The following is a 26,958-nucleotide window of genomic DNA, read 5'->3' as shown; positions in this document are numbered from 1 at the left end:
GCGTGTCGGTTTTTCCAACAGGTTGCGGCAAGCCTGTTGGTTGGAGGCGGACAGTTCGGTCACGCCGAGGCTGAGGTCTCAGTGAATGGCACCCGGGTTTCCCAACGGGAGGCTCGATGCTAATGCATAGCAGTCCGCATTAGTTTGTTCGGCAAGCAGAGCCCGGAAAAGGAAACGGCCGGGCGTTTGCCCAGCCGCTTTCATTGGCTTCGATCACCAACGTAAACCCTTTACCCGCAAAAGATTCATCTCCGGGCCTGATTGACGGCCTTAGCGTGACACTCGCACAAGCCGGGCTTAAAACCCGATCGTAGCGCGCTTATTGCTTGATGAATCGATCGTTAGCCCAGAGGCCTTCGGTGTCGCTATTGCCCGCATTGACGAATTCGACATCATGTCCGACTACGCGCACGACGCGGAAACTCGAATTCTCGGGAGTCGAAATGCACTGATAGCCGGAGAAGAATTCCTGCATCTGCTGCTGCTCGCCGGCCTGCGCATGCTGATCGGCGGCGTCGAGCTTATCCTTCGACAGGCAGCCATATGCATTCGGCTTGAACTGGATTGTTTGCTGCGGCTTGATCACGCTGTCCTGGGCTTGTACCGCGGACGCGGCTACCAATCCCGCAACGGCGAAAAGAATAGCGACTTGTGCTTTCATATGTGCCTCCGTGCGGGTAATTGCTCAGGTTAGCTATGTATTTAACTTCTAAATCACACCCGCATCTTGCACTTTAGAAGAAACCAGGCCGGCGACAAGCACATCTTGTGTGCGCTCGCAACAGTGGCGAATTGTCGCACCCGATGTCGCGAGGTATTTGGAGGATGTAAATGGCGCTAACAGGCCACGTTGTGACGGATTCCTTAAAGTCGGATAGTGCGCGCTGCTTTAACTGACAACGCTCTGCGCGGTGCATACGAGTAAACCAGCACCCCTAATTAAGCGACTTAATACGAAGATTCTCAGACTTGATGCGGCGCACACAAAGTCATTCCACATATAATTCAAAAAGATGCGGATAAGGGGTTAAATGCAGAATAAAAAGAGTGCCAGGTCTGCTGGCACTCAACATGCGTTTGGACGGCGACGCGCTTGCCCGTTGCGGCGGGCGACGTGTCTTAGTCTTTGCGCGGGTTCGCGGCAAAGAACTCCTGCTGGAACAGGCACATGCGCAAAGCATTGTGGTACTTGCCATTGCCGAAAAACTCTTCGATCAGTTCGGCTTCATGCCTGAAGCCGCATTTCTCGTAGACGTGAATCGCGGCAGCGTTCGTCTTGTCGACGATCAAATAGATCTTGCGCAGGTTCAGCACTGAAAATGCGTAATCGATCGCGAGCCGGGTGGCGACGCCCGCGTAGCCGCGGCCCTGTCTCTGCGGCGCAATGATGATCTGGAATTCGCCGCGCCGGTGGATGTAGTCGAGTTCGATCAGCTCAACGAGGCCGACGGTCTCACCCTCATTGTCGATGGCGACGAAACGGCGTTCGCGCTGATCGTGCACGTGCTGGTCGTAGAGTTGTGACAGCTCGGAGAAGGTTTCATACGGTTCTTCGAACCAGTAACGCATGATCTTCGCGTTGTTGTTCACTTCATGGACGAAGCGCAGATCGTGGCGCTCCAGCGGCCTTAGGGTCAGCCTGGTATCGCGTTCAATTGTCATAGGATTCCCCTCGAGAATTATTGGTTTTAGATTGCGCCGGACTCGTCACAGCGATGCGACATGCCTGGCATGTCTGCGCCGCAGCGATATCCAGCGAGTTAGGGTTAGTCCGGTGCCGGGCTCAGGAGTTCGCGCCAGGGGTTCCGTGTCGCCGTGCTGCAGTGCTCGCGCAACAAGGCGTGGCAAGGGATTTCCAGAGGCAGGGCGGCGCGTTGTCGCACATCGGCCCCGGATTCTTGTGAGCGCGCGGACACACTCCGGGCACGCGGAGTGCGGCTACAATGCAATCAAGGTTTAGGCGATAGGAGGATGCTGTGATGGAGCACCTGATACTGGGCGCGTTTCTGGTCGTGCCGCTGCTGATCGTCGCATTCCTCTTCTCCGATGAGCTATGGCAGGAGCATCGCCTGCGCGCTCAGAAAGACCACCCGCGGCATATCGACTGGCATCATCCTTTGCGCAGTCTTTTGCATCGCCATTGAACGCGCCTGATGGCACGTTGCGCGTCTTTAACGCGCTGCGTCGCCGAGCTGGGCACGGATGCGCTGCGCGAATCCTTCGAGCGTTGCTTGCTCAGCCATTTCTCGCCCATGCATGCGCAACGGCACGCCGTCCCAGCGCGGGATGACGTGAAAATGCACGTGCGCCACGGTTTGTCCCGCCGCCGCACCGTTGAACTGCCCGATAAACATGCCATCCGGTTGCAGCGCCTCGCGCAACGCGAGGGCGATTCGCTGCGTCGTGCGCATGCATGCCACGGTCGCTGCGTCGGAGAGGTCGAAAATTTCGGCGGCGGCTTCTTTCGGCACCACCAGCACATGCCCGTCCGCCTGTGGCATCAGGTCCATGAAGGCCAGCGTGTCATCCGTTTCTGCGACCTTGATGCACGGTAGTTCACCGCGCAAAATTCTCGCGAATGGGTTGCTCTTGTCGTATTTCATGGCGCTCCTCGAGTTGGGCGGTTCGTCGTGCGTGCAGTTGCGTCTAGTTGCGTGTAGTTGTGTGACGGGTGGCGTCACCGCGGTCGCTCATGACCATGCAGTCTTTGCATCGGCACACAGCGGATTTTTCAAAGCAGGATCATGATGCGAGTGCTTGCCGGCCGCAAGCGGGCGGTGCGGCACAGGCGCCGGCCGGCCACGCGGCGGTGCTTGCCGCGGCTTACGCCGGTAACGTCCAGTTACCACTTGCATCATCTGTATCTGTCTTTCGCGCTCACAATCCGCTGCATGTGCTTACATAGCCCCATGGCGGAATAAAAATGCGAAAGATAGCGGCAGCGGTATTGATGGTCGGTGGCCTGGCCGTCGCCGGTCAAGCCTCGGCTCACAACGGGGCGGACGTGGTTGGCGCGCTGATCGGCGGAGCGGTGCTCGGGGCAGTCGTCAGCTCGGCGCTGAGCCCCGCGCCGGCTGTCGTGTATCAGCAGGCGCCAGCTTATGCGCCCGTGTATCAGGCGCCGGTCGTTTATCAGGCACCGGTGTACCAACCGGCGCCAGTGTACGCCGGGCCGCCGCCGGGATACTGCTATGACCAGTACCGAGGGGCATACGTCGCCTGCGCACCGGCCCCGGCGGGGCCGTATGGATATGCCCCGCCTCCGCCGCCGGGCTGGTAAGGGATGTGACGTACATGAGGCGTGAGCGGTGCCGAGTGGATGCGGCAGACGCCTCGTAGTACGTTTACTCTATTGGTTTGGCCCGCGCGTCGCGCCTGGGCACTAAAGTTTGCGCACAACAGGCCGTCATCCTGGCAATGAACAACGAACGATTTATCCCTTTCGGGCCCGAGGATTCGCAGTATCTCGAAGCGCGAGCACTCGCGCTGAGCATCGCAGCCATCCGCAAGGCTCAGGGAAAGAGAAATCCGGTCGATTACGCAGTCGGCTCACCCGATTGGGAGACTGCGGACGAGGATTTTGCGCGCGATGTCATGCGCATCCTCGCCAGCCGATAGATCGTAGGCTTTTCAGACCTCAGGCCGCTTGCCCAACGCGAGTTGGGTCTGCCCGCCTGCGCGCCGTGCCTCAGTGCCGGTGCCGCATCCAGTCCACGTGATGCGTATCGAGCCAGCGTTCTCGATGCCCGCTCTGGTCGCTGTGATCGCCATCGCGACGGTAATGTGAAACGGCCCATAACGCGGCTCCCACCACCACCATGACGAGTGGACCCAGCAAATAAGCCATTACCGATTCATTCATGAGACCCTCCGTCGAGCTCGCGAGCGCCGCACCGTTTACCGTTTTATTTTAGGCGATTGCCGCGCGAAAGCAGGGTTTTAACTGACACCGGTTCGCGCCTGCCGGCCAGCATAAAATCGCCAAACTTCAGCGGAATCTTGGTCTGCTTTCGCACATTCGCGTGCGCCGGACCAGGCGACGATGCGTCTGCGCTACGCCGGTCCCCGGATAGCACGTGTGAGAAGTCCGCAGTATTCCTTGGCCCGCCACGTGCGGGCTTTCTTTTGCGTGCGCAAGGATCGGGTGCGTCGACTTCCGAGGGGGCTGGACCGCTGTTTTCGTCAATGTCCTGGTAATTGGACATTCGCCTGTTAAAAGCGTCAGCGGCAATCTAAGATGAATCTCACGGGCTAACCGACAAGGGGCCGCCATGGACGAGATGACAGTGGGTGTCGCGATGGGCTTCTCGGTGCTGCTGATTGCGGCGCTTTTCGTGATCGGACACTACCGGCGCGAGCATTTGCGACAGCGGATGATTCGCGCCATGCACGGGCATCGCCTGTACGATTTCACCCGTCCGAGGCACTGAGCGCGATCAGCGGATGTTGTGCTTCTCGAACCATTTGATCAGCCGATCCCGGTTGATATGGGTCGCCCGTATGGCGGTGCCGAACACGATCAGGATGGCGGCCATCGAAATCGCTAGCATTGACTCGGTCATGGCTGCCTCCCTCAAGCATGCAACCTTGCTTGAAGTTTAGGCGGCCAGAAAGAGGGCAGGCAAAGTACGACGGTTGAATTTGCCGGTGACGTGGCTTGTGGCAAAACACGCGGGAATCCTCGGCGGAAACGACGCTGGGCATAGGCCGCGAAGGACGGAAACAAAAAGGCCGCCAAATCGGCGGCCCGAAAACGGTACTACATGCGCGGGGGATCACGCACGGGACTGACTCTAAGCCATCGCCAATGAGGATGCGCCCCGAGCGCCGCAGCATTCTGTGATTTGTCGGAATCAGACTGCATTGGTTGTTAATTGCGTCGTCTGCGCCAAGCAATCTGGCGTGAGATGAATTGTTCTGGATGGCTAACGGTCGCGCGATGAACATGGGTGCCGCGAATCGTTTCACTAGGGTTTACACCTAATTTGATAACAATCCCTTCCAGGCGAGGTGCTTAATCTTAAGTGCCTACTTACCTAGACTGTCGTCACTGATTACGAACAAGGGTGTTCGTAGCAGGACAAGAACAGATTCTCGAGGTAAGTCATCATGAAATCGCTGATCCAAGCTGTTGTCGTTGCCGCTGCGTTGGCTGCTCCCGCCTTGTCGTTTGCCCAATCGAATGCGCCGGTTACCCGTGCGCAGGTCCGTGCCGAACTCGTCCAGCTCGAAAAGGCCGGCTATCGTACGGGCGACGACGACACCCATTACCCTGTGGCCGTGCAGGCTGCGGAAGCGCGCATTGCCGCGCAGAACGGCGCGGCAAGCGGTTACGGTGGCGTGGTGAGCGGCGAGTCGGAGTCGGGGCGTGGTCGGGTGTCGGCCGCCGACTGGAACGCGATGTATAGCCATCCTTGAGGCGTGCTGCCGTGTCCGAGCGGGATGTGAAGAGCGTCCCGCGTCAGGGCATCGAACGCTGAGCGCGTAGTGACTGCGCGCGACCTGTATTGACGGAGCCGGCCCGCTTACGCGCGGGCCGGTTTTGTATGAATCGATACCTCCTCCAACGGACTCGACGGTCCGGTGGATTAGCCCAGCGCTTCTGCCTGGGCGCTTTTTCCCGCGGCTTGCGTGTGGGGACGGTTGGCGTGGGTTAGGGCGGTCGTTGTGGTCGACCGCTGCGGGTCAGCCAGCCAAATGGGAATGCCTGAGGGTTGGAGGGGTTCGCCGCAGATACATCTGTGCTACGTAACCTTGCAAAAATACTTCTCTTTATTGTCTGTTAGGAATTGCACGGGCGTCGATATAAACCTGTGTACCAAAAACAGGCTTCAATCAACGCCGACGGGTGCGATCTGCGCTTCGACAAAATCCGCCCAGTGCTGCAACACGCTCCGCTGCACAGCGCTCAGATCTGCCATCTCCGTTGCGCTCTCTTTGGGCATGCGAGCCAGAGCCATCTCGATGGCGTCAGCCGGTTGGCCCATCGTCTGTAAATGCGCCTGCGCCGTCCGTCTGAAGTCGTGCAAAACAAAGTGCTCCACCTCGAGTCCGAGCGCTTTGACGGCCTGATTCAGCGTGCTCTTTGCGATGGGACGATCCTCGCCTCGGACCGTCGGAAACACGAAAGTCCGGCTGCTTTTGGTCTCGCGTAACTCGCGCAGCATCGCTACCGCCTGGCGCGGTAAATACACTTCATGCTCGCGGCCGTTTTTCATGCGTGCGGCGGGGATTTTCCACAGGGCCGCCTTGAGGTCGAATTCGGTCCAGGTCGCTTCGATCAGTTCGGACTTGCGGACCATGGTCAGGACGAGGAGGTGCAAAGCGAGCTTTAGTGGCCGGCGGATACGCGAGGCGTCGATCGCGCGCAGCGTGGTGCCGAGCTCCTCTGCGGTGAGCACGCGGGTGCGGCTGTCCGGCGTGGCGATGAAACGTGCCGGGACGACGGCCGCCGGATTGTGGCTGGCGAGTTGCCGCGCGATCAGGAATTCGTAGAGCCGCTTGGCCACATTGCGTGTATGCAGCGCCATCTTGGGCGAGCCGCGTGACTTGATCCGTTCGCAAATGGCGAGGATATCGTCGGACGTTACCGCGCCGATCGGCTTGTTGCCGATCGCCCGCAGCACGTCCTTGTCGAGCGCGCGCCGCGTCGTGCGCTGGTATTCGTCGGACTTGCTCGTCATCGCCGCCGTCATATACAGCTCGGCCGCGTCGCGCAACAGGTCGACGCGTTTTTCCGCGCCGCGATCGCGTCGTGCGGTCGCCGCCGGCGATACGCCCGTCGTGACCATCTCGGCGTATTTACGCGCACGCTCACGCGCGACTCGCAGCGAAATTCGTTTGTAGTCCCCAATGGTTGTGAGCGGTTGCCGCTTGCCTTCGAGCGTATAGCGAAACCGCCACACCTTGTTGCCGGTCGGCATGACCTCCAGGATCAGTCCGTTGCCGTCCGCGACGCAGTAGCGGGTGGCGCGGGGTTCCATGGCGCGGATCTGGGTTTCGGTGAGAGGCGGGACTCGTTTGGGCATGCCTGGATTGTTGGTACACAGAGCATTTGAAATTGCGAAAATACGGCTCTGTGTACCAACCAATGAGGTTTGGACAAGCTTGGAAGTATAGCGACATACGACCAATCCATTCCGTAAAATACGGGGTGTTCTGGATTTTCGTAACGGATTGGCGGCGGCTGCTTACCTTTTGATATATAACCTAGCAAAATTCACCCAGCGATCTCTCGCTTTGCTCCCGACCCAAGGGCGACCATTTTGCTGATTTCAACGAAATGGTCTTGGACAGGGTGGCTGCCAACGCCGAGCTTCGGCTTGCGAAAGTCGGGCATCGCTTGGCGACTGCCTATTTGCCGATACAGAACCGGCTAAAAATCACTCCCAGAAGATCATCCGAGGTGAACTCACCGGTGATCGAATTGAGCTGCTCCTGCGCCAGTCGCAACTCCTCGGCGAACAGATCCAGCGCTTGAGCATTCTGGTCCGCGTGTGCCGCTGCGGTCGCCAGATGCTCCTGCGCCGCACGCAACGCAATCAGGTGCCGCTCGCGCGCCAGGTAGACGCTTTCCGCACCAGCTTGCCATCCCGCGATCCTTAGCAGTTCTGCGCGCAACAACGCAATCCCGTCGCCCTTCTTCGCGGACAAACGCACTTCCCGCAAATCGACACCTGCGGTCTCATCCAGCGTCTGCACAGCCGGCGCGATGTCAGTCAGATCGGTCTTGTTCAACACTCGCAGCACCGGCACGCCAGCGGGAAAGCGCGCCGCAATCGCGTCGTCCTCGACCGTCATGCCAATCCGCGCATCGAGCAGATGCAGCACGACGTCCGCGCGTTCGATCTCGTTCCACGTGCGCTCGATGCCGATCTTCTCCACCTCGTCCTCGGTCTCGCGCAGGCCGGCCGTGTCGATCACATGCAGCGGAATGCCTTCAATCTGGATGGTCTGCGCGACCTTGTCGCGCGTCGTGCCGGCGATCGGCGTGACGATGGCCAGCTCGGCGCCTGCCAGCGCATTCAGCAGCGATGACTTGCCGACATTCGGCTGCCCCGCCAGCACCACCGACAGCCCCTCGCGCAGCAGCGCGCCCTGGCGCGCTTCGTTCAGCACATGAGCCAGTTGCTCGCGGATCCGTGCGAGCTTGCCGCGCGCATCCGCAGCTTCGAGGAAGTCGATCTCTTCTTCGGGGAAATCCAGCGTTGCCTCGACCAGCATCCGCAGCGTGATCACCTCTTCGACCATGGCGTGGATGTCGCGCGAGAACGCGCCTTCGAGCGAGCGGCCGGCCGAGCGCGCCGCCGCCTCCGTGCTCGCCTCGATCAGGTCTGCGACCGCCTCGGCCTGGGCCAGATCGAGCTTGTCGTTGAGGAAGGCGCGGCGGGTGAATTCGCCGGGCTCCGCGAGGCGCAACCCAACCTCGCGCCCGGCGTCGATGCAGCGCTGCAGGACCAGTTGCAGCACGATTGGGCCGCCGTGGCCTTGAAGCTCGAGCACATGCTCGCCGGTATAGGAGTGCGGCGCCGGAAAGTACAGCGCGATGCCTCGGTCCAGCGCATTGCCGTTGGCGTCGAGGAACGGCACGTAGCTCGCGTGGCGCGGAGCCAGAGACTGGCCGGTGAGTGCAAGCATCAGCGGTTCGGCCGCTGCCGCACCGGCCCGCCCGAACGAAATCCGGACTACACCAATTCCGCCACGACCGGGCGCGGTGGCAATGGCGACGATGGGATCGGAGTCGGTGGCGAGCATGGGATCAGGAGCGAAAACAGAGGAACGGGAGACCCCGGAAGGGGCGCGAGGCATTGTAACGCGGCCGGTTCGCGCGACTCCGGGCGAGAGCGGCGAATGGGACTCGTTGGCGCTTCATCAGACAAATAAAGATTTATCTCACGTAAGTTAAGATAAGTCCGTCAGTAAAATAGGACGGCCGGACGGGTACGGTACCGCAAGACGTCCGCCGTAGAGGGAAAAAGCGCCCGCTCGTTGAAATTGCCAGACGCTTTATCTGGCGCTCATCTCGGGCTAAAAATAGCCTAACTACGTGAATTTATAGCCTAACTGGTTGTCCACTGATGGAGCGCCGGATTGCACAATCTGGCCCATGCCGACCTCCAAAGAAAAACTAGCGTTCGCCAAAAGGCTGCAAGATCAGATTGCCCGGAAGAACGTCAAGGGCGGGACTCAGCTCGCCAGACAATTCAATCTGCTGCATCGTGGCGAGGCGCCTGTCTCGCCGCAGACCGCACACAAGTGGCTGACGGGCCGAACCATTCCGACGCCGGATAAACTGCAGACGCTCGCCGACTGGCTGGGCGTAGGCATGCACTGGCTTCATTATGGTCCGCCACCGCCAGCGGGGGCGAAGCCCAAGCCCCTTGCGCCTGGCGAGAAATACCCGCTGACGCCCGAAGCGCTTGAGCTTGCCACGAAGATCGAGGCGCTGGACCCGAAGGACCGTCATTTCCTCGAAGAATTTGTCGACCGCCTGTACGACGCAGGCAAAGAGTGAATCCCGCGCGAACCGCGCACCCCAATAAAAAAGCCGCCCGGTTTCGCACCGGGCGGCTTTTTTTGCAGCTTGTTTGCTTGCCGCCGGGCGGGGGAGGCGAACCCACTGGATTCGCTTCCGGCCGCCGGGGCGGTAGGCAGCTTAAGCCGCCTTGGTCTTCGACTGCCCCATCATCCGCGTGATGTAGTACTGCTGGGCGATCGACAGCACGTTGTTGACCACGTAGTACAGCACCAGACCGGCCGGGAAGAAGAAGAACATGACCGAGAACGCGATCGGCATGAACATCATCATCTTGGCTTGAACCGGGTCCGGCGGCGTCGGGTTCAGACGCGTCTGCAGGAACATCGAGACCGCCATCAGCACCGGCAGGATGAAGAACGGGTCTTGCTGCGACAGATCGTGAATCCACAGAATCCACGGCGCGCCGCGCATTTCCACCGACGACAGCAGCACCCAGTACAGCGAGATGAACACCGGGATCTGGATCACGACCGGCAGACAGCCGCCGAACGGATTGACCTTCTCGGTCTTGTACAGCTCCATCAACGCGGCGTTCATCTTCTGCGGATCGCCCTTGAAGCGTTCACGCAGGGCTTGCATGCGCGGCGTGATCGCCTTCATGCGCGCCATCGACTTGTAGCTGGCGGCAGACAGCGGGAAGAACACGGCCTTGATCAGCAGCGTGAGCAGGACGATCGACCAGCCCCAGTTGCCGACATAGCTGTGGATCTTTTCCAGCAGCCAGAACAGCGGCTTGGCGATGATCGTCACCCAGCCATAGTCCTTCACCAGTTCCAGACCCGGAGCGATGCCTTCCAGCATGCGCTCTTCTTCCGGACCGGCGAACAGGCGCGCCGACACGTCAGCCGATTGGCCCGGCGCAATGGTCGGAACCGCCTCCTTCACGCCGACACGATACAGCGCCGGATCGATCTTGTTGACGTAGATATCGCGCTTGACGCCTTGCTGCGGAATCCATGCCGTCGCGAAGTAATGCTGCACCATGGCGATCCAGCCGTTGTCGGCCTGAGTCGCATAGTCTTCCTTGTTCTTGTCGATGTCGCTGAACGTCATCTTCTGGAAGTGGTGCTGGTCCGTGTAGACAGCCGGTCCAATGAACGTATGCGAGAAGCGCGGCGTTTCCACCGGCTGGCTGTCGCGCACCAGTTCCATATAGACGGTCGGCGTAACCGGGGTCGAACCGACGTTGACGATCTTCGTATCGACGCCGATCACGTAGCTACCGCGCGTGAACGTGTACGTCTTCACGACCTTCACGCCACCCTTGACCGGCGACTCGAAGCTGAGCGAGAACGACTTGGCGTCGCCCGTCAGATCGTGCGGCTGGCCGGCGGCCGGCGTGTAGATGTCAGTGTGGTTCGGGAAATCGCCGCCCAAGAGACCCGTGCGCGCCAGATACGTGTGATCGGCGGTGTGGTCGAACAGGGTGATGACGAGATCCGGCTGCGTGCCGTTGCCCTTGTTGATCAGCGACAGCTTGGACAGCGTACCGCCGCGCGTGTCGATTTCGCCGCTGTAGACGTCAGTCGTAAACGGGATCAGTTGGGCCTGGGCTGCCGGCGCGACAGTGCCCGGAGCGGAAGTGTTCGTCTGCGGCAAATCCGCGGACTGGGTTCCCGGCGTCGTGGTGCCCGGCGCTGCGCTGGCCGCGGTTTGCGTCGGCGTGGCGCTCGGGAAGAACATCGACTGGCGTCCATGGTCGCGTTGCCAGTTGTCGAACAGCATGACAGCTGACATGAAGAAGATGACCCATAGGACGGTGCGTTTGATATCCATGCGTTGTCTCAGTGTCGATGGAACGGCGCGTCAGCGCTTTTCAGAAGTGGGAGGCGGGACAAGATCGATGCCGCCCGCCGAAAACGGGTGACAACGGCAAATACGCCTGGCGGCGAGATAAGTCCCGCGCGCGGCGCCATGATACTGGATTGCTTCGCGCGCGTAATCAGAGCAGGAAGGGTAAAAACGGCACCGGTTGCCGAGCAGGGGGCTCACGGCAACCTTGTAGAAACGCAATAAAGCGAAAAGTACCGTTTGCATGCCTAGTGCGGCCAGACGGCGCCGCCCAAGAAGGGATACCGGGGGATGCTCTGGCGGCCGAACCGCCTGATCGACCACCTGAGCGGCCAGATCAGCGACCCAAGGGTCGCACGAGCATCTCCATGAGCGTCATTGCGTCGCAGGCGCATCCGCGGGTGGCGCCTCACGACGGGCAATTTCGCGCGCTGCCTTGTTGAGCAGCTCCTCTATTTCGCTACGGCACAGCGCCTTTAACGGCGGCGACGAGGCGGCAGGCATTGCCTTCTTGTCGAAGCGCGTGTGCAAACGCAGCAGCACGTCCCAACCGCCGAACTCCGCGCGGCGCAGCCGGAAGGCCTCGCGCGCGAGACGGCGTACCAGATTACGCGTAACTGCGCGCGGAGCATACTTCTTGCCGATGACAAGTCCGAGGCGCGCGTCATTGCCGGTGGGCCGGGCGTACACAACGAAGTGTGCGGTGCGGCGCCACGGGCGCAAACGAAAAACGGATGAAAACTCATCCGTTTTTAGCAGCCTTGCGGCTTTGGGGAAGGCGGCTTGCGCTCGCAACGGAACCGAGCCCTGTTGCTGCGCCGCTCCAGCCGTTCCCGCGCTGCCGCGGGTGTCGGGTTGCACAGACGGAGCGCGCAATCCTCTCGCCAGCCTTAGATGGCGAGGCGCTTGCGGCCCTTCGCGCGACGTGCGTTGATGACCTTGCGGCCACCAGCAGTCTTCATGCGAACGCGGAAGCCGTGGGTGCGCTTGCGACGGGTAACGGAAGGTTGGTAAGTACGTTTCATGTTGCTCTCACTTGGCAGAGAAATAACCGCGCGAGCATCGCGGAAAGTGCAATGGCCGGTGGTTCAAAAATTGGTTTTCGCGGAACCCGCTATTTAAACCGGTTTTCTTTTGGTCGTCAATAGTTTAGCGACGTATTCCACAGGCTGGGCACCTAAGCGGGGAATGATCCGTCCCTGTGGATAACTCCCTTTCCTGGTTGTTTTGGCGGTAGAATCTCGTCCTACTTCCCAAAAATCCTGCACGCCGCTCCGGCTCGCTTGCCCCGCAAACCCTTGTGGCACAAGCGCCTGGAGCCGTTCCGCCTGGCCGCTCAGGGCCTTGTTGTGTATCTGCAACAGGGGCGCCGGCGGGCCGCCGTGCAAACATAACGACAGCAACTCGATGAACGATTTCTGGCAACACTGTTCCGCACTGCTAGAGCGTGAGCTAACGCCCCAGCAGTACGTGACGTGGATCAAACCGTTGGCCCCGGTTGCCTTCGATGCGGCAGCGAACACGTTGAGCATCGCAGCACCCAACCGCTTCAAGCTTGACTGGGTCAAAAGCCAGTTTTCCGGCCGCATTTCCGATATGGCACGTGATTTTTGGCACGCGCCGGTCGATGTCCAGTTTGTCCTCGATCCCAAAGCCGGCATGCGCGGCGCGGGCGCTGCTGCGCCGGCGCCGGCCCGTCCGTCGCAATTTGCCGGCAACAGCAACACGGCTGCCGTGGATGCGGCCGTCGGCGCGGTGCAGGCAGCGCAGGCTGCCCGTAGCAACGGCGTTGGCGGTGGCGCGCACGGTTCGAACGCCGGCAATGGCGCCAACAGCGGGCAACACCACAACAATGACGACGGCGGCGACCTCGATCTTCCGAGCCTCGACGCCAACGAAGCCGCTGCGGCGCGCCGCACGTGGCGCCCGGGCCAGAGCGCCGCTCAGCAAGGCAACGCCGAGAGCGACTCGATGTACGAGCGCTCGAAGCTCAACCCGGTGCTGACCTTCGACAATTTCGTGACCGGTAAGGCCAACCAGCTGGCGCGCGCCGCCGCAATCCAGGTGGCGGACAACCCCGGCATCTCGTACAACCCGCTGTTTCTGTACGGCGGCGTGGGCCTCGGCAAGACCCACCTGATTCATGCGATCGGCAATCAGTTGTTGATGGACAAGGCCGGCGCGCGGATTCGTTATATCCACGCGGAACAGTATGTGTCCGACGTGGTGAAGGCGTACCAGCGCAAGGCGTTCGACGACTTCAAGCGCTACTACCACTCGCTCGACTTGCTGTTGATCGACGATATTCAGTTCTTCTCGGGCAAGTCGCGTACGCAGGAAGAGTTCTTCTACGCGTTCGAAGCGCTGGTGGCCAACAAGGCCCAGGTGATCATCACCAGCGATACGTACCCGAAGGAAATTTCGGGCATCGACGACCGCCTGATCTCGCGCTTCGACTCCGGCCTGACGGTAGCGATCGAGCCGCCCGAACTGGAAATGCGTGTGGCGATTCTGATGCGCAAGGCGCAGTCCGAAGGCGTGAGCCTGAATGAGGACGTGGCGTTCTTCGTCGCCAAGCACCTGCGCTCGAACGTCCGTGAGCTGGAAGGCGCGCTGCGCAAGATCCTCGCGTACTCGAAGTTCCACGGCCGCGAGATTTCCATCGAGCTGACCAAAGAAGCGCTGAAAGACCTGTTGACGGTGCAGAACCGGCAGATTTCGGTGGAAAACATCCAGAAGACGGTGGCGGACTTCTACAGCATCAAGGTCGCCGACATGTATTCGAAGAAGCGGCCGGCGAACATTGCGCGGCCGCGCCAGATTGCGATGTACCTGGCGAAGGAACTGACGCAGAAGAGCTTGCCGGAAATCGGCGAACTGTTCGGCGGGCGCGACCACACGACCGTGTTGCACGCGGTGCGCAAGATTGCCGACGAGCGCAGCAAAGACGCGCAGTTGAATCACGAACTGCACGTGCTCGAGCAGACCCTGAAGGGCTAAAGCCGGGCTGATCTGAGAGCGGCTCTGGGGATAACTCCGGAGTCGCCGCGGGGCTGCTCAAAATTTGGGCAAAAAGCAGGAAAAATCGACCTGTTTATTTCGGAACTCGCCCCCATTTTAGGGGAGCGGTTCTGTTTTCAGGCACAATACAGGTTTAACCGCCCGGCGGCTGAGGGCGGATGTACGCCGTGACTGGCGCAGCGTAGCGCCGGCGGGGGCCGGGGCCGCGTGCAGGATTGCTGGCGAGGCGCGCAGGCCGTCACATCAACGAAGGAACTCTATGCAACTGGTCAAGACCGAACGCGATAACCTCCTCAGGCCGCTGCAAACCGTGAGCGGCATCGTCGAACGCCGCCATACGTTGCCGATCCTCGCCAACTTGCTGATTACCAAGAACGGCCCCGACGTGTCGTTCCTGTCCACCGACCTCGAACTGCAGATCACCACGCACGGCGACTTCGGCGTGGGCGGCGATTCGGTCGCGACAACGGTAGCGGCGCGTAAGCTGCTCGACATTCTGCGTGCCATGCCCGACGGCCAGGTCACGCTGACGCTAAACGACAAGCGCCTCACCGTGCAATCCGGCAAGAGCCGCTTTGCGCTGCAGACGCTGGCCGCGGACGAATTCCCGACCGTCGCTCAAGCTAAAGACTTCGGCGCGAACCTGGTGGTTCCCCAGAAGACGTTCCGTCAACTGCTCGGCATGGTCCATTTCTCCATGGCCCAGCAGGACATTCGCTACTACCTGAACGGCATGCTGCTGGTGGTGGACGGCGACCAGTTGATGGCGGTGGCAACGGACGGACACCGTCTGGCGTTCTCGTCCATGAAGATCGAAGGCTCGTTTGCGCGCCAGGAAGTGATTATTCCGCGCAAGACGATTCTTGAACTGCAGCGTTTGCTGGAAGACATCGACGACACGCTGAAGATCGACATTGCGCCGAGCCAGGTGAAGTTCACCTTCGGCCAGGTCGAACTGGTGTCGAAGCTGGTGGAAGGGAAATTCCCGGACTTCCAGCGCGTGATTCCGAAGTCGCACAAGAACCAGTTCCTGATTGGCCGCGAAGAACTGCAGCGTTCGCTGCAACGCGCGGCAATTCTGACATCGGACAAATTCAAGGGCGTGCGCTGCATCATCGAGCCGGGCCAGTTGAAGATCATGTCGACCAACGCCGACCAGGAAGAAGCGCAGGAAGAACTGGAAATTGCGTACACCGGCGACAGCGTCGATATCGGGTTTAACGTCACGTATCTGCTCGACGTGCTGGCGAACCTGAAGGTCGACATGCTGCAAGTGAGCCTGGGTGATGCCAGCTCCAGCGCTTTGATCACGATTCCTGAGAACGACGAATTCAAATACGTGGTGATGCCGATGCGCATCTAATGCGTCCAACATCGAGAAGAACACCAAGGGGCGCAGTGCCCCTTTGGCGTTTTTATGGTGTTTTGAAAAGTCCCGAGCAGCAACCAAGCAGCAACGCAGAACCGGAAAAAATCCATGACTGAACTGAACAATTCGCAACCCGATAACAGCTACGGCGCCTCTTCGATTCAGATCCTCGAGGGTCTGGAGGCGGTCCGCAAGCGACCGGGTATGTACATCGGGGATACATCGGACGGCACCGGTTTGCACCACCTCGTATTCGAAGTGCTGGACAACTCGATCGACGAAGCGTTGGCCGGGCACTGCAACGATATCCAGGTGATCATCCACGCGGACAACTCGATCTCGGTGACCGATAACGGCCGCGGCGTGCCGACCGGCCTGAAGATGGACGATAAGCACGACCCGAAGCGCAGCGCTGCGGAAATCGTGATGACTGAGTTGCATGCTGGCGGCAAGTTCGACCAGAACAGCTATAAGGTGTCTGGTGGCCTGCACGGCGTGGGTGTGTCGTGCGTGAATGCGCTGTCGGCATGGCTGCGTTTGACGATTCGCCGTGATGGCAAGAAGCACTTCATGGAGTTCCACCGTGGCGTGCCGCAGAACCGCATCATCGAAGAGGTCGATGGTGTGGCTGTGTCGCCGATTCAGGTGACGGGCGATACGGAAAATCGTGGTACGGAAGTGCACTTCCTAGCTGATGAGTCGATTTTCGGCAACATCGAATATCACTACGACATTCTGGCGAAGCGGATTCGTGAGCTGTCGTTCCTGAATAACGGCGTGCGGATCCGCTTGCTGGATCAGCGCACCGGCAAGGAAGAAGATTTTGCGTTTGTGGGCGGCGTGAAGGGCTTTGTTGAGTACATCAACAAGAACAAGGCCGTGCTGCACCCGAATATTTTCCACATCAGCGGTGAGAAGGACGGCGTGGGCGTGGAAGTGGCTATGCAGTGGAACGATAGCTACAACGAGAACGTGCTGTGCTTTACCAACAACATTCCGCAGCGCGATGGTGGGACGCACTTGACCGGCTTGCGTGCGGCGATGACGCGGGTGTTGAACAAGTACATTGCCGATCACGAAGTTGCGAAGAAGGCGAAGGTTGAGACCTCCGGCGATGACATGCGCGAAGGGTTGTCGTGCGTGCTCTCCGTGAAGGTGCCGGAGCCGAAGTTCTCTGCGCAGACCAAGGACAAGCTGGTTTCTTCGGAAGTGCGGGCGCCGGTGGAAGATGTCGTCGCCAAGGCGCTTGAGGAATTCCTGCTGGAAACGCCGAACGACGCCAAGATCATCTGCAGCAAGATTGTGGATGCGGCGCGGGCGCGGGATGCGGCTCGGAAGGCGCGGGAGATGACGCGGCGGAAGGGGGTGCTTGATGGTGTGGGCTTGCCTGGGAAGCTGGCGGATTGCCAGGAGAAGGATCCGGCTAAGTCCGAAATCTATATCGTCGAGGGTGACTCGGCAGGTGGGTCGGCTAAGCAAGGGCGGGATCGGAAGTTTCAGGCTATTTTGCCGCTGCGTGGCAAGGTGCTGAACGTTGAGAAGGCTCGGTATGACAAGCTGCTTTCGTCCGAGCAGATTGTCACGTTGATCACCGCGTTGGGTTGCGGGATCGGCAAGGAAGACTACAACCTCGAGAAGCTGCGCTATCACCGCATCATCATCATGACCGATGCTGACGTGGACGGTGCGCACATTCGGACGCTGCTGCTGACGTTCTTCTATCGGCAGATGCCGGACATGATCGAGCGTGGGTTTATTTATATCGCTCAACCGCCGCTCTATAAGATCAAGGCTGGGAAGGATGAGCGGTATCTGAAGGATGCGGCTGAGCTTAATGCTCATATGCTCAAGCTTGCGCTTAATGGGTCGGAGCTTGTGCCGGCGGAGAATGCTACGGCTATTGCTGGGGATGCTTTGGGTGAGCTGGCTCGGTCTTACTTGCTTGCGCAGGCTGTGGTTGATCGGTTGAGCCGGTTGTATGACGCTGGGGCGCTTGAGGCTGTCATGGATGGCGTTCTGATTGACCTCTCCAGTGAAGAGGCCGCTGAGGCCTCGGCTAAGGCGCTTGAGGAGAAGCTTAGGGATGATCCTTTGAAGCCTGAAGTTCGCGTTACCACTATGTATGACCAGGTGCGTGAGCTAAGGTCGTTGCGTGTGTCGCGGACGCATCATGGGAATCAGAAGGTTTCTGTTCTTGATGAGGAGTTTCAGCTTACTGCGGACTATCAGCAGCTTGTGACTACGGCGCTTACTTTCAAGGGGCTTATTGGGGCTGGGGCTGTGATCAAGCGCGGTGAGCGGAGTATGGCGGTGAACGACTTCAAGAGTGCTATGAAGTGGTTGATTGCGGATGCTGAGCGCAATGTTTCCAAGCAGCGCTACAAAGGCTTGGGCGAGATGAATCCTGAGCAGCTTTGGGAGACTACGATGGATCCGGCTGTTCGACGGCTCCTCCGTGTGCAGATTGAGGATGCTATTGCGGCTGATGGGATCTTTACTACGCTTATGGGCGACGACGTCGAGCCGCGTAGGGCGTTCATTGAGTCGAATGCGTTGAGGGCGGGGAATATTGATGTTTGATCATGTAGGTTGTCAGAGATCGTGAAAAACGTGTCGCTGAAATGAAAAAAAATTCTCAGCGTTCGTGAAAAATAAGATCACTGCTGTAGCCCGGTCGACTGCCTATGTCGTCCGGGCTTATTTTTTTGGGGCTATTCGTATTTGACGGGATATCGGCGATTTCCACTGCATCGCCAAAATTGTACGCTCGACGTGACGTCCTGGCTCGCCTGGTTCCTCGACGCGCTCCACTGCGCAGTGGACAGCGCCCAACATACCCTCGACGCCGTGCTCGCCAAGACGCGCTTCTGGCAACGTTGGGCCACCACGCCGTTGAATGAGCGCCAGGCCAAACTGCTTAATCGTCTCCTTGATGGATTCGACGGCAAACTGACCAGCAGCAAGTGGGCGTCGATTGCGAAGTGTTCGCCTGATACAGCGTTGCGAGATATCAGTGAACTGGTTGCGCTCGGGATATTGCGCAAGTCCGCGGCGGGTGGGCGGAGCACGTCCTATGAGCTGGGTAGCTGACGTGGCGGGTTAATCGATTGAGACTCGATTGAGCATATTGAGGTCCGCCTGTGACGTTGCCCACAGCGGCCACAGGCCTTCCTATGCCTAATTCGCGACGCCTCGATCGGGACCGGGTTTGATGATCAAAGCATCATCCATCATTCTGTTCCGGCATTTCTCTGCAAACTGCCACGCCAGACCCGGGTCGTTTCGAAAGCGCTCCGTGTCCGACTCCGTTATTTCGTAATACTCATCGTAGTCAACGAGACGATTGCTGACCGGAATGGAAGGATAGTACCTTCCTGAGTCGATCTCTCTGCCAATAGCAAACCGATGTTCGGCTGAAACAAAACAATCCTCGAATTTCACAGCGTCGATCCTATCGCTTCACAATTCCGCCATCATCGTCCCTAGTGTCAAGTTCGTTGCATTATTCTCTTGCTTCCAGTCGCGCCAGATCTTCGCTACGCTTCAAGGCCGCTGCAATGGCGCTCGTTCTCAATCGCCGCACGGCATCCGGCTGCCCCGGCGCGGCCGGCTTCTCCCCGCGCGACACGGGCTCTATGCCATCCAGATTGAAATCGACGTAATGGAAGCCATGGTCTGGATCATTCGCAAGGAACGTCTCGACCTTCTTCATGATGTCGCGAGGAAGCTGCGCATCTTCCAGAACGACGTCGCCGCTCGCGTCGGTGTGCTCCTGCTCGGCGCGTGCGAAGAAAAGATCGACGTTGCCCTGCATGAGCGCCGATTCCTTGGTTAGCCCCGCGTCGAGCATGGCGGTGCCTTCCGTTGCGCAACGGGAAAGAAAGCTCTGGAGAACGTCCGGCGGCGGCGCGGCATCTGCGCTGGTCCAGTCGTCGACCGAACGCGCCAGTACGTTCAGCAAGTCGTCATTGCGCTCGACGGCGAAAAGCGGATAGCGCCTCGTGCTGTACTTCGGGCAGAAGACCGTCGACGGCACGTAGCGCACGTCGTAGTTGCTCTGCCCCCAGACCAGTTCGTCCTGGCTGTAGAACGGCTGCCGGATCGTGTCTAGCAGCGAGCGCTTGACCAATGTGACGGTGGTGTCGTGGTTCGCATCGAACACCTGATGACTCACACGGAAGGTGGGGCTCAAGAGCAGCGCCACGATCAGAAGCGCGAGGCACGCTAGCATCTGTCTTCCTACCGAGGGCTTCTGCTGACCCCGGAAGACTCGTCCCGTGACGAAGTACCAGACGGGAAAGGTGGCGAAGAACAGGCAGCCGAAAATGCAGGCAAGGTCGAGCGAGCGATTGATCGCCGCAACGATCAATCCAGCGAAGCCAACAATGGCTGGCCAGCGGAGCGGCGAACGTTTCGAAGCTGCGCGCCATGTGAGCGGTCCGGAGTCAGGCGACGAGGGTTGTGATGTCATTGGCGTGTTGGGCTTGAGGCGGTGCAGGGAAGGGAAACCAGTGGACGGTCACCGTTTGTCGACCATCCAGACATTATTTCGACAGTCAGACCGGCGTTATCTCACCGGGCAGCAGCCGGCCGCGTGCCAACTCTGCACCATTGTGCGCAGACAGTAGCAAGAGTTGCGTGAAGCTGTGCGCCGGCGCATACCGGACGAACACACTCTCGAGCACACGTACGAACGTGCTGAGCGTGCAGCCAGCGAGTGCTAGCTCATCCACAGTCAAGCGCACACGCAGGCCTCGAACCATCCTCGATAGCGGCTTTTCGACAATCCACTCCATCGCGGATTCGCGTGCGAGCCCGACGATCGCGTCGATATGCCGGGCCACCAGTTGGGAACCCGATGAAGCATGGTTCGACAGCAATTCCTTCAATGCCGGCAGCCCCGACTGGTCCAGGCTGAACGGGCTAGCCGACAGCATCGTCACTACATTCCAGTAGCGGCCCGGCTTTTCGGGGCGCGGCAGGCTCATGCCCGGTGCCCGCAACATCACGATGCGACGTGCGAGCGTCTTGTCCGCGTAGACAAAATCACCTTCGGGATTGCCCCATGACAGAGACTCGACTAGATTGTGGTTCGTGCATCTAAGGTCGGCGTCGATCTGTTCCGCACCAACGGGCTCTGCGATGCGGCCGTCCAGACTGACGAATGAGATGAAAGTGTCCTGCCCCGTAGTGAACTGCGAAACCGCTGTGTCGCGCTCCATCATCCAGAAGAGGGGCTCACGCTGCGCGCCGTGCAGCGCCGTGCCGTTGTGGTGAGCTAGTGATTGGAAAGGGGTGATGGGGACCACCGTCGTGTTTGCTTCGCTTTGCATCGTCAGGCGGACGGCGTCAACCGACCAGACCGCGGCCTTCTCCGGCGCCAGGGTCTGAGCCACGAGTGGAAAAAACGGCATCGTGATGGCCTTGAGCGCAACCGGCTCGGCCGGACACCGGAAGAGATTGATTACCGGCGTGCACGACAGCCTGAAGTTGGCAGCACTGAGCTCGCGCATCGCGCGCGACGTTGAAGAGTCCGGATGCAGAGCGCTCACGGGCACATGAAGGCTGACGCGTCGTGCGGCGGTGCCGCGCAGCAGCGCAGCCAGATCGATGTCGATGAAGTCGAACTTCTGCGGGAACGCAAAATATTCGAGCAGAAGACGGAACGCTGAACCGCGACCGTCATCACGTTCGATCAGCGCATCTTCGCTATCGAAGCCTGCGGCCGACACCGGAACTGCCGGCAGCGCGATCCATTTACCGCTGCCATCGACCTCGACGAACGCAGTCAATGCCAGTTGCAGTAGCGTGTCCATAACCGCGGCGACAGTCAGCTGGTCACCGTCCACAAAGACACGGATGCTGTTTGGCGCGACACCGTTCAGGCCGGTTCCGGCCATCAATGCGGCGAAGGTAATGGAAATGAACCCGCTCGTTTCCTGTGGCAGTTGCACGCTGGAAGGGACGGCAGCGAGAGGGCGATAGGCCGCGTCCTCGATCCGCAATGGCGCGAGTGTGACGTCGTATGCGGTCTCAAAAGCATATTCGCCAGTCCGTGTTTTCAGTCCGGCGCGGCGTTTGATAACTGCTGGCCTCGTCAACCGCGCGACCGCCTCGCTTCCTTCAAAACATGCGATGGTGCACGACGGGAACGGACGCAGGTATTCCGGGTACTGAATCTCGAGCAGCGGTTTTGTGAATTCAGGAACGTCGTCCTCAAGATGCGCACTTATGCGCGCGTTGAGCATCGCGTTTGACTGGAGGAGCCGCTCGACGTGGAGATCTTCGGAATGCTGGCCCAGAATCGACAGACGGGCTGCGATCTTCGGAAAACGTGTGGCGAATTCCGCGAGCGAGGCTCGCAGCAGCGCGAGTTCACGCTCATAGCTGGAAATCAGGTCATCCATCGGCAGCGGGCTTGAGTAAAAGAAGACATACGGAGCATACCCAAACACGCGGGCCGCGCCATGTGAAGAGGCCCATGTGAGCGGCGGCGTTCCCGCAGGCGGGGCCGCACGCCACAGCGTTACTCGCTCGCTGTCGATTGCTGCTGGGCGATCAAGATGGCATCGCAACTTAGCCTGTCGCCTTCGCGCGCTGCAGCCTTCCCGTCAAAGGTGACATTTTCGTCTCCCGAGACAATGACGACAGAACCGTGGATCTTGCATATTGCGCTGTCGCCAACACGAGCTATCGCCTTGCCGTCGATGTCAGATTGTGACGCACCGCTGACAACATTGCCGCCGTGACTATGTTTATCACCTACGCAAATGAAACGACGGGTCATATCTCATCCTTCTTCAGCGAAAGCGTCGCGATTCAGTTCGTCCCGGCGCGATGCGGTTGCCTGCCGACACGACAAAACATCAGGGAGCAGCACTAAGACTAAACCCGGCAAAGCAATACCGGCTTTGCGGTGCCACCATAGTTCGCAGTAAAAAGCGCAATTACATCGGAGTTGTAGGAGACATCCGACAGCTTGTTACGTTGAAACCAGTCAGACGGCATCAGCAGAAACACTCCCGTCTCCGGGACGACCAGCGTCTTCAGAGGCACGTCTTTCGATGGTCTGACGCCATCCGGAACGGCGCCGGACTCTCGCGAAAGATATGGAGTACCTGCTATTTCCTTGAATTGCGACGCTGGGGCCGCTTCAAACGAGCCGCCTGAAAGCGGCTCCCACGGAGCATTAGCCTGACGTTGCGCGAAGACTGAGTACTTTCCCGCTTGTTCATCGATCCGGACCCGGAAGTCGAGCTTCTCTGCGTTCCAACTCATCTCGTCGAGTTTAGTTCGACATATTTGATACGTACCCGCTAACCCTTCACCATAGGCCGTCGAACACAGGAAGCTACCAGCCGTGAGAGCAGCAAGCACGAGTAACCGCGATTTAAATAGCCACATTGATTAACCCCCAGGGACCAGATGAACGAACGGATCAGCCGGCAGGTTCCGGGCCTGGGTATTGGCGGTCTTTTCGGCAGCATCGGGCGGTGTCACGAGCATGAAATGCAAGTCACCATCAGGCGTCACGTTGACGGTAACGCTGCCATTTCCCGCATCGTAGCTCGCCATCGTCGACAGCCCGAGCCCAACCATTGGCCCCATGATGCCGAGGTTGCCCAGGCGATGACCGACGTCGAAACCCTCCGCGAGATTTGTTGGATCAAGACGATCATCGGCGTCCAGGGTGTGCAGCAGCGGGAGGACCGACGGCGTCGCGACGCTGTCGAAGAACAGCCGTGCAACCTTGCCGCCGTTCGGGAGTTGGGTCTGCACCTTCTGCCAACCCGCGCGCAACGCATCGGCCTGAGCCCCACCGCGGAGCGGATGACCGTCAGCGTCTTTCAGACTCACGGCAACAGGACGATGCAGGTACCCGAGCATTGGCGCATCATCGAACTCCTTCAGTTGCCAGCGTGCCCAACGGGCCGGAAACCAGTCATCGGGTTTGAACGTGCCCGGTCCCTTGTTGCTCAGCGATTGCCACAATAGTGGCAATTTCGACTGCCAGTGCTCCACCGACGGAGGCGAGACGTCAAGGCCCTGCTTGGGCTCCGAGTTTACGTTCCAGAAGAAATTCGCCAGCTTGATCGTGTCGTACTGCCTGTCATCAGCGCCCGCACCTTCAGGATCGTCATTGACGTACGGACGCATGTATTGGTTCACCCGGTCCGATCGGGAAACCAACAGTCCTACCATCGCATCAAATTGCGAGGGTACATGCTGTCCCGCACGCACGTCGTTGTCTGTAAACCAGCTACGAACTGCCTGACCGTCCATGCCATAGATCAATACTTCCGGAACGGTCGGGTTCCGATCGAAAAAATTGAACACATAGTCAATCTGGGCCTGTGGATTGTCGACGTAAACTGCCTGCGCGGTCAGGAACATTTGGAAGGCCAGACTTGCGTCCTGACGAGTCGTCGTGATGAGGTTGGCTATGTCGTTGTTAGCGTCCTTTGCCTTAGGCGGCCCGAAGATGATCACAGGGATCGGCCAACGCTCAACGCCCTCGCCAGCGCTGTACTTGAAGGACGAGCTAAGCGCTCTCGAGGCCTTGTTCTGGACGGAATCGCGGTCGCTCGGGTAGTCCTTGGGATTATTCGAAAGCACGCTTCGATACGCGTCTTTCTGCTCTTTCAAGAATTGCCACAGATCGGTCTGCGCCCACACATCCACTCGCATGCCAACGCCACGCAACTCCAACAGATCCGGGCGCGGGTCCGCGACTGCAGCTACGGGTAATGCGCTCGCGGATGCTGACACTGCACCTAGGGAGCTATCGGCCGCGGTACCAGTTGCTGCTGAGGCAGATCCAGCGCGAAGCCGCCATGCACCAACGAACAAAATCGCCAAACAAGCCGCCCCCGCCAATATTCCCCACATGACATTTCTCGCCATTCCTACTGCCTCGATTTGCGTTTTCGACCAGGCATCGTAATACCTGAGCATGTTGTATCCCGTCCACCCCGCCGACCAGGCTGCAAACAACGCCAGATAACCGCGTGGCTGCGGGCGTTTCGCCGCCTTCATGCCACAACTCCCGGATCGCTTTTCCCACTCGCGCGTTCATCGTGAGTTTGGCTTTTCACAAGAGGCGGCCAAGTCCGCGGCACCACCGTGTCGTCAGGGAATCGACCGGTAGAGTAATACGTGTACGTCGCATCCGCGAGTTTCTTGGCATCGTCGCTAAGCTTACCGTTATAGTAATCTTTGACGTTTTTTGGAGCCTTCGTCCAATTCGTGCGCCAATTGGCAAACGCGATCAGCGTCGCGCGGCAATCCGGATCGTCCAGCGTCTTCGCCTGACCAATGGCAACGTCGACGGCGGCGATCGCGCGCACGTTTGCCGCATCGTTCAAGATGCCAGAGTGGTAGTTGTTGTCCGTAGCATCCTTTCCGGTCAAACGCGCCCGCACTTCGTTGGGCGTTTCGCGGCGTAGAAAATTGGCTCCGTCAAGCGGTACCACGTCGCTTGTCTGGTCGTTTTCGTCCTCTTGCTGACCGTTGTACCATTGCTTTACCACAGCCCCCGAAGTCGCGTCAGTTTTCTGTTGGCTGGCCAGAACCAAAACAGAAGACGGAATATGCTCGACTACCTTCCATTCGTAACCTGCGTTCGGATTCCCTAGCGCTACGTCCACGCCCACAGCGTCCACCGGAAGTTGACCCGACGGGCTACCTCCTTTGCCGTGCGTCTCTCCACCGAACAGATTGGGCGAATAGGGTGGTTCGATCTGCTCACCATTGATCCAACGATCAAGACTTCCATCCACCGGGTTGCCCGACCAAGCCGCCCGGTAGGGGTGCTGGGTAGCCGCCTCTGTTATACCGGAGCCCCCAGGGAAGCGCGGCTCCTTCGGTGTCCGTGCGGAAATCGTTTGTGGCGCAAGGCCGACCGGAACGGGCTTTCCATCGCGCTTCAATTTGGTCCACAGGCGTTGATAGAACGCAAAGCGGCCAGGAGTTTTCTTGAAGGCGTCCATCGCAGCCAATTGGACGTACTGTGCGTAGGCGCTCGCGGTGGACCCCAACCCCACGGCGGTCACGCTGTTGGGGAGGCCATAGGTTCCAATACCACGGATATTGTCCAGAGCGACCACGGTGTCGTCCGTACAGAAGTACAAATAGACCTTGCCGCGATTATCTCGCTCGTTGAATTGAATATCTGCGCCGCCGGCGCCGAGCGGGCGCACACCTTGAGTCGGCGACCACTTGGAACCTGTCCGCCCCCGATGTTTCGGGTTCTGGTCGATACAGGCGAGTTCGGTCAAAGCGGGTTGCTGATGCCGGGCGCTGGTAACGGCCTCAACGATGTTCGCGAGCGTCTTGATCTTAGCCTGTGACGTCTGGTTTTCGCTGTCGTTCTCCCATACTGCGTACGGGCTGTCGACCATGATCATATTGTCTACGAGACGGGCGTTCTCTTTTGCCAGGATAGCCTGGGCGAGCAAGGTTATGATGGTTCCCTGGCTATGACCGATCACCGTTATGGTTTCGTCAGCGGTGCCTTGCTCCGCGCTCACTTCGCGAATTTGCCGAATCAGCATGGCAAGTCGATGCGCGGCCAGTACGAAATAGAGCCGCATCGGGCTTTCCCCGATGTAGGTATATTGATCGGCAGCCGCCCTGGCCGCGTGTTCTTTGAGGCCGACTTCGAAACCCTTGCCGTACATGTCGGGAATGTTGTTGGTCGCGTTGTCGAAGTACCCACCTTCCTTCGCAAAGTGAGCATCCAGCCGATTGCCTTTGGCATCTTGATTTTGACTGCGCAGCTTGATGGGATTTCCCTTGCGATCCTTGGCAATTTCACCGTCCGCGGCTCTATAACCCCAATAGAACGGAATGAAGACGCTGTTGGTCTTATCTGTCTCCTTGCGTCCATATAGTTGCGTATCCGGATCGTAAACGATGGCCTTAACATCGTCCGTCAGCTTCGCGCCATTCTTGTTGGCCTCTGCCTGCTTCTGTTTGGCGTCACGCCAATCCGCGCCGTACTCGCCGGCGCTAAGATCAGTGCGGTTCAATCGCCAGTTCAGTCCCTCGCAAATGCCGCGCTCGACGTTCTCATAGGTCGCCCCTGGGTCGTTCACGCCGTGCAGGAAGATCACGACGCCTGGACGATCCGGAGGAACCTCGACGAGTCGCGGCTGATCCTTGTAGTTCGGGTTGGTGACCGCTGTAGCGCTGGCGGTGACGTGTTGTTTGGTGTCCGTCATACCGGTACATCCTGTCA

General features: G+C 59.3%; 27 protein-coding genes and 1 pseudogene. 10 read left to right on the top strand and 18 right to left on the bottom strand.

The genetic code is table 11. The features are described from left to right. Positions 1-319: 319 nt before the first annotated feature. Positions 320-661, bottom strand: a complete 342-nt coding sequence (sap1, locus tag BLQ92_RS01875) for a surface attachment protein Sap1 (RefSeq protein ID WP_090681046.1) — start codon at positions 659-661, stop codon at positions 320-322. 458 nt (positions 662-1,119) lie between these two features. Beyond that, positions 1,120-1,662, bottom strand: a complete 543-nt coding sequence (gene speG / locus BLQ92_RS01870; RefSeq protein ID WP_090681043.1) for a spermidine N1-acetyltransferase — start codon at positions 1,660-1,662, stop codon at positions 1,120-1,122. Positions 1,663-1,979: 317 nt separating this feature from the next. On the opposite strand from speG, the gene BLQ92_RS39815 reads away from it, so the two are divergent. Continuing rightward, positions 1,980-2,144: a hypothetical protein gene (locus BLQ92_RS39815; RefSeq protein ID WP_175771947.1), complete on the top strand. Its 165-nt coding sequence runs from the start codon at positions 1,980-1,982 to the stop codon at positions 2,142-2,144. 27 nt (positions 2,145-2,171) lie between these two features. Here the strand turns inward: BLQ92_RS39815 and BLQ92_RS01865 are convergent, their stop codons facing one another. Then, the gene (locus BLQ92_RS01865; RefSeq protein ID WP_090681040.1) at positions 2,172-2,603 is read right to left on the bottom strand and encodes an HIT family protein; all 432 of its coding nucleotides are present in this window, start codon (positions 2,601-2,603) and stop codon (positions 2,172-2,174) included. A 320-nt stretch (positions 2,604-2,923) separates the two neighbouring features. Here BLQ92_RS01865 and BLQ92_RS01860 point away from each other — a divergent pair, with 320 nt between their 5' ends. After that, on the top strand, positions 2,924-3,280 hold the full coding sequence (locus tag BLQ92_RS01860) for an ecotin precursor (protein ID WP_090681038.1): 357 nt from the start codon (positions 2,924-2,926) through the stop codon (positions 3,278-3,280). Positions 3,281-3,417: 137 nt separating this feature from the next. Next, complete coding sequence (locus BLQ92_RS01855; protein WP_090681035.1) at positions 3,418-3,618, top strand: hypothetical protein; 201 nt, start codon at positions 3,418-3,420, stop codon at positions 3,616-3,618. Between the two features lie 70 nt (positions 3,619-3,688). Here the strand turns inward: BLQ92_RS01855 and BLQ92_RS39810 are convergent, their stop codons facing one another. Next, the gene (locus BLQ92_RS39810) at positions 3,689-3,862 is read right to left on the bottom strand and encodes a hypothetical protein (protein ID WP_175771958.1); all 174 of its coding nucleotides are present in this window, start codon (positions 3,860-3,862) and stop codon (positions 3,689-3,691) included. 409 nt (positions 3,863-4,271) lie between these two features. Here BLQ92_RS39810 and BLQ92_RS39805 point away from each other — a divergent pair, with 409 nt between their 5' ends. Beyond that, positions 4,272-4,430: a hypothetical protein gene (locus BLQ92_RS39805; RefSeq protein WP_175771959.1), complete on the top strand. Its 159-nt coding sequence runs from the start codon at positions 4,272-4,274 to the stop codon at positions 4,428-4,430. Between the two features lie 6 nt (positions 4,431-4,436). Here BLQ92_RS39805 and BLQ92_RS41040 read toward each other — a convergent pair whose 3' ends face one another. Beyond that, positions 4,437-4,562 carry a hypothetical protein gene (locus BLQ92_RS41040; protein ID WP_279607874.1) on the bottom strand — a complete coding sequence of 42 codons (126 nt, stop codon included), beginning with the start codon at positions 4,560-4,562 and terminating at the stop codon, positions 4,437-4,439. A 547-nt stretch (positions 4,563-5,109) separates the two neighbouring features. Here BLQ92_RS41040 and BLQ92_RS01850 point away from each other — a divergent pair. Continuing rightward, positions 5,110-5,418 (top strand): DUF4148 domain-containing protein, encoded by a 309-nt coding sequence (locus BLQ92_RS01850; RefSeq protein ID WP_090681032.1) that lies wholly within the window; start codon positions 5,110-5,112, stop codon positions 5,416-5,418. Between the two features lie 413 nt (positions 5,419-5,831). On the opposite strand, the gene BLQ92_RS01845 is transcribed toward BLQ92_RS01850, so the two are convergent. Further along, on the bottom strand, positions 5,832-7,028 hold the full coding sequence (locus tag BLQ92_RS01845; protein WP_090681028.1) for a tyrosine-type recombinase/integrase: 1,197 nt from the start codon (positions 7,026-7,028) through the stop codon (positions 5,832-5,834). Between the two features lie 325 nt (positions 7,029-7,353). Continuing rightward, positions 7,354-8,754 (bottom strand): tRNA uridine-5-carboxymethylaminomethyl(34) synthesis GTPase MnmE, encoded by a 1,401-nt coding sequence (gene mnmE / locus BLQ92_RS01840; RefSeq protein ID WP_090681024.1) that lies wholly within the window; start codon positions 8,752-8,754, stop codon positions 7,354-7,356. Between the two features lie 352 nt (positions 8,755-9,106). Between mnmE and BLQ92_RS01835 the strand changes: the two genes are divergently transcribed. After that, complete coding sequence (locus tag BLQ92_RS01835) at positions 9,107-9,514, top strand: transcriptional regulator (protein WP_090681022.1); 408 nt, start codon at positions 9,107-9,109, stop codon at positions 9,512-9,514. Positions 9,515-9,655: 141 nt separating this feature from the next. On the opposite strand, the gene yidC is transcribed toward BLQ92_RS01835, so the two are convergent. The 4 genes from yidC to rpmH all read right to left on the bottom strand — a co-directional run bounded on the left by yidC (position 9,656) and on the right by rpmH (position 12,354). Continuing rightward, entirely contained in the window at positions 9,656-11,314 is a 1,659-nt protein-coding gene (yidC, locus tag BLQ92_RS01830) for a membrane protein insertase YidC (protein WP_090681019.1), read from the bottom strand. Positions 11,315-11,344: 30 nt separating this feature from the next. Further along, positions 11,345-11,575 (bottom strand): membrane protein insertion efficiency factor YidD, encoded by a 231-nt coding sequence (gene yidD, locus BLQ92_RS01825; protein ID WP_074262996.1) that lies wholly within the window; start codon positions 11,573-11,575, stop codon positions 11,345-11,347. 129 nt (positions 11,576-11,704) lie between these two features. Next, a complete protein-coding gene (rnpA, locus tag BLQ92_RS01820) occupies positions 11,705-12,205 on the bottom strand; it encodes a ribonuclease P protein component (protein ID WP_090681017.1) in 501 nt (166 codons plus the stop codon). Between the two features lie 14 nt (positions 12,206-12,219). Beyond that, positions 12,220-12,354, bottom strand: coding sequence for a 50S ribosomal protein L34 (rpmH, locus tag BLQ92_RS01815; protein WP_004198824.1), 135 nt, complete (start codon positions 12,352-12,354; stop codon positions 12,220-12,222). Positions 12,355-12,736: 382 nt separating this feature from the next. Here rpmH and dnaA point away from each other — a divergent pair, with 382 nt between their 5' ends. The 4 genes and pseudogenes from dnaA to BLQ92_RS01795 form a co-directional block, all read left to right on the top strand. Beyond that, positions 12,737-14,329 (top strand): chromosomal replication initiator protein DnaA, encoded by a 1,593-nt coding sequence (gene dnaA, locus BLQ92_RS01810; RefSeq protein WP_090681014.1) that lies wholly within the window; start codon positions 12,737-12,739, stop codon positions 14,327-14,329. Positions 14,330-14,609: 280 nt separating this feature from the next. After that, on the top strand, positions 14,610-15,713 hold the full coding sequence (dnaN, locus tag BLQ92_RS01805) for a DNA polymerase III subunit beta (protein ID WP_074301176.1): 1,104 nt from the start codon (positions 14,610-14,612) through the stop codon (positions 15,711-15,713). 114 nt (positions 15,714-15,827) lie between these two features. Next, complete coding sequence (gyrB, locus tag BLQ92_RS01800) at positions 15,828-18,299, top strand: DNA topoisomerase (ATP-hydrolyzing) subunit B (RefSeq protein WP_090681011.1); 2,472 nt, start codon at positions 15,828-15,830, stop codon at positions 18,297-18,299. A 174-nt stretch (positions 18,300-18,473) separates the two neighbouring features. Beyond that, positions 18,474-18,809: pseudogene (locus BLQ92_RS01795) on the top strand (DUF4172 domain-containing protein); the annotation flags it as partial. 87 nt (positions 18,810-18,896) lie between these two features. Here BLQ92_RS01795 and BLQ92_RS01790 read toward each other — a convergent pair. The 7 genes from BLQ92_RS01790 to BLQ92_RS01760 form a co-directional block, all read right to left on the bottom strand. Beyond that, positions 18,897-19,160: a hypothetical protein gene (locus tag BLQ92_RS01790; protein WP_090681008.1), complete on the bottom strand. Its 264-nt coding sequence runs from the start codon at positions 19,158-19,160 to the stop codon at positions 18,897-18,899. A 61-nt stretch (positions 19,161-19,221) separates the two neighbouring features. Next, positions 19,222-20,190, bottom strand: coding sequence for a hypothetical protein (locus BLQ92_RS01785; protein WP_175771960.1), 969 nt, complete (start codon positions 20,188-20,190; stop codon positions 19,222-19,224). Positions 20,191-20,275: 85 nt separating this feature from the next. Next, positions 20,276-22,126 carry a type VI secretion system baseplate subunit TssF gene (gene tssF, locus BLQ92_RS01780; protein WP_143016494.1) on the bottom strand — a complete coding sequence of 617 codons (1,851 nt, stop codon included), beginning with the start codon at positions 22,124-22,126 and terminating at the stop codon, positions 20,276-20,278. Between the two features lie 119 nt (positions 22,127-22,245). Further along, the gene (locus BLQ92_RS01775) at positions 22,246-22,506 is read right to left on the bottom strand and encodes a PAAR domain-containing protein (protein ID WP_090681001.1); all 261 of its coding nucleotides are present in this window, start codon (positions 22,504-22,506) and stop codon (positions 22,246-22,248) included. Positions 22,507-22,604: 98 nt separating this feature from the next. Then, a complete protein-coding gene (locus BLQ92_RS01770) occupies positions 22,605-23,123 on the bottom strand; it encodes a hypothetical protein (RefSeq protein WP_143016493.1) in 519 nt (172 codons plus the stop codon). Positions 23,124-23,126: 3 nt separating this feature from the next. Continuing rightward, positions 23,127-24,755: a type VI lipase adapter Tla3 domain-containing protein gene (locus BLQ92_RS01765; protein ID WP_090680996.1), complete on the bottom strand. Its 1,629-nt coding sequence runs from the start codon at positions 24,753-24,755 to the stop codon at positions 23,127-23,129. Then, positions 24,752-26,941, bottom strand: coding sequence for a T6SS effector phospholipase Tle3 domain-containing protein (locus BLQ92_RS01760; RefSeq protein WP_090680993.1), 2,190 nt, complete (start codon positions 26,939-26,941; stop codon positions 24,752-24,754). The genes BLQ92_RS01765 and BLQ92_RS01760 overlap by 4 nt, the downstream gene beginning before the upstream one ends. Positions 26,942-26,958 lie beyond the last annotated feature (17 nt).

Origin of the sequence: Paraburkholderia phenazinium (assembly GCF_900100735.1) — a bacterium.
Classification (GTDB): Bacteria; Pseudomonadota; Gammaproteobacteria; order Burkholderiales; family Burkholderiaceae; genus Paraburkholderia; species Paraburkholderia phenazinia.
This window is presented reverse-complemented; position numbering and strand designations above follow the sequence as displayed.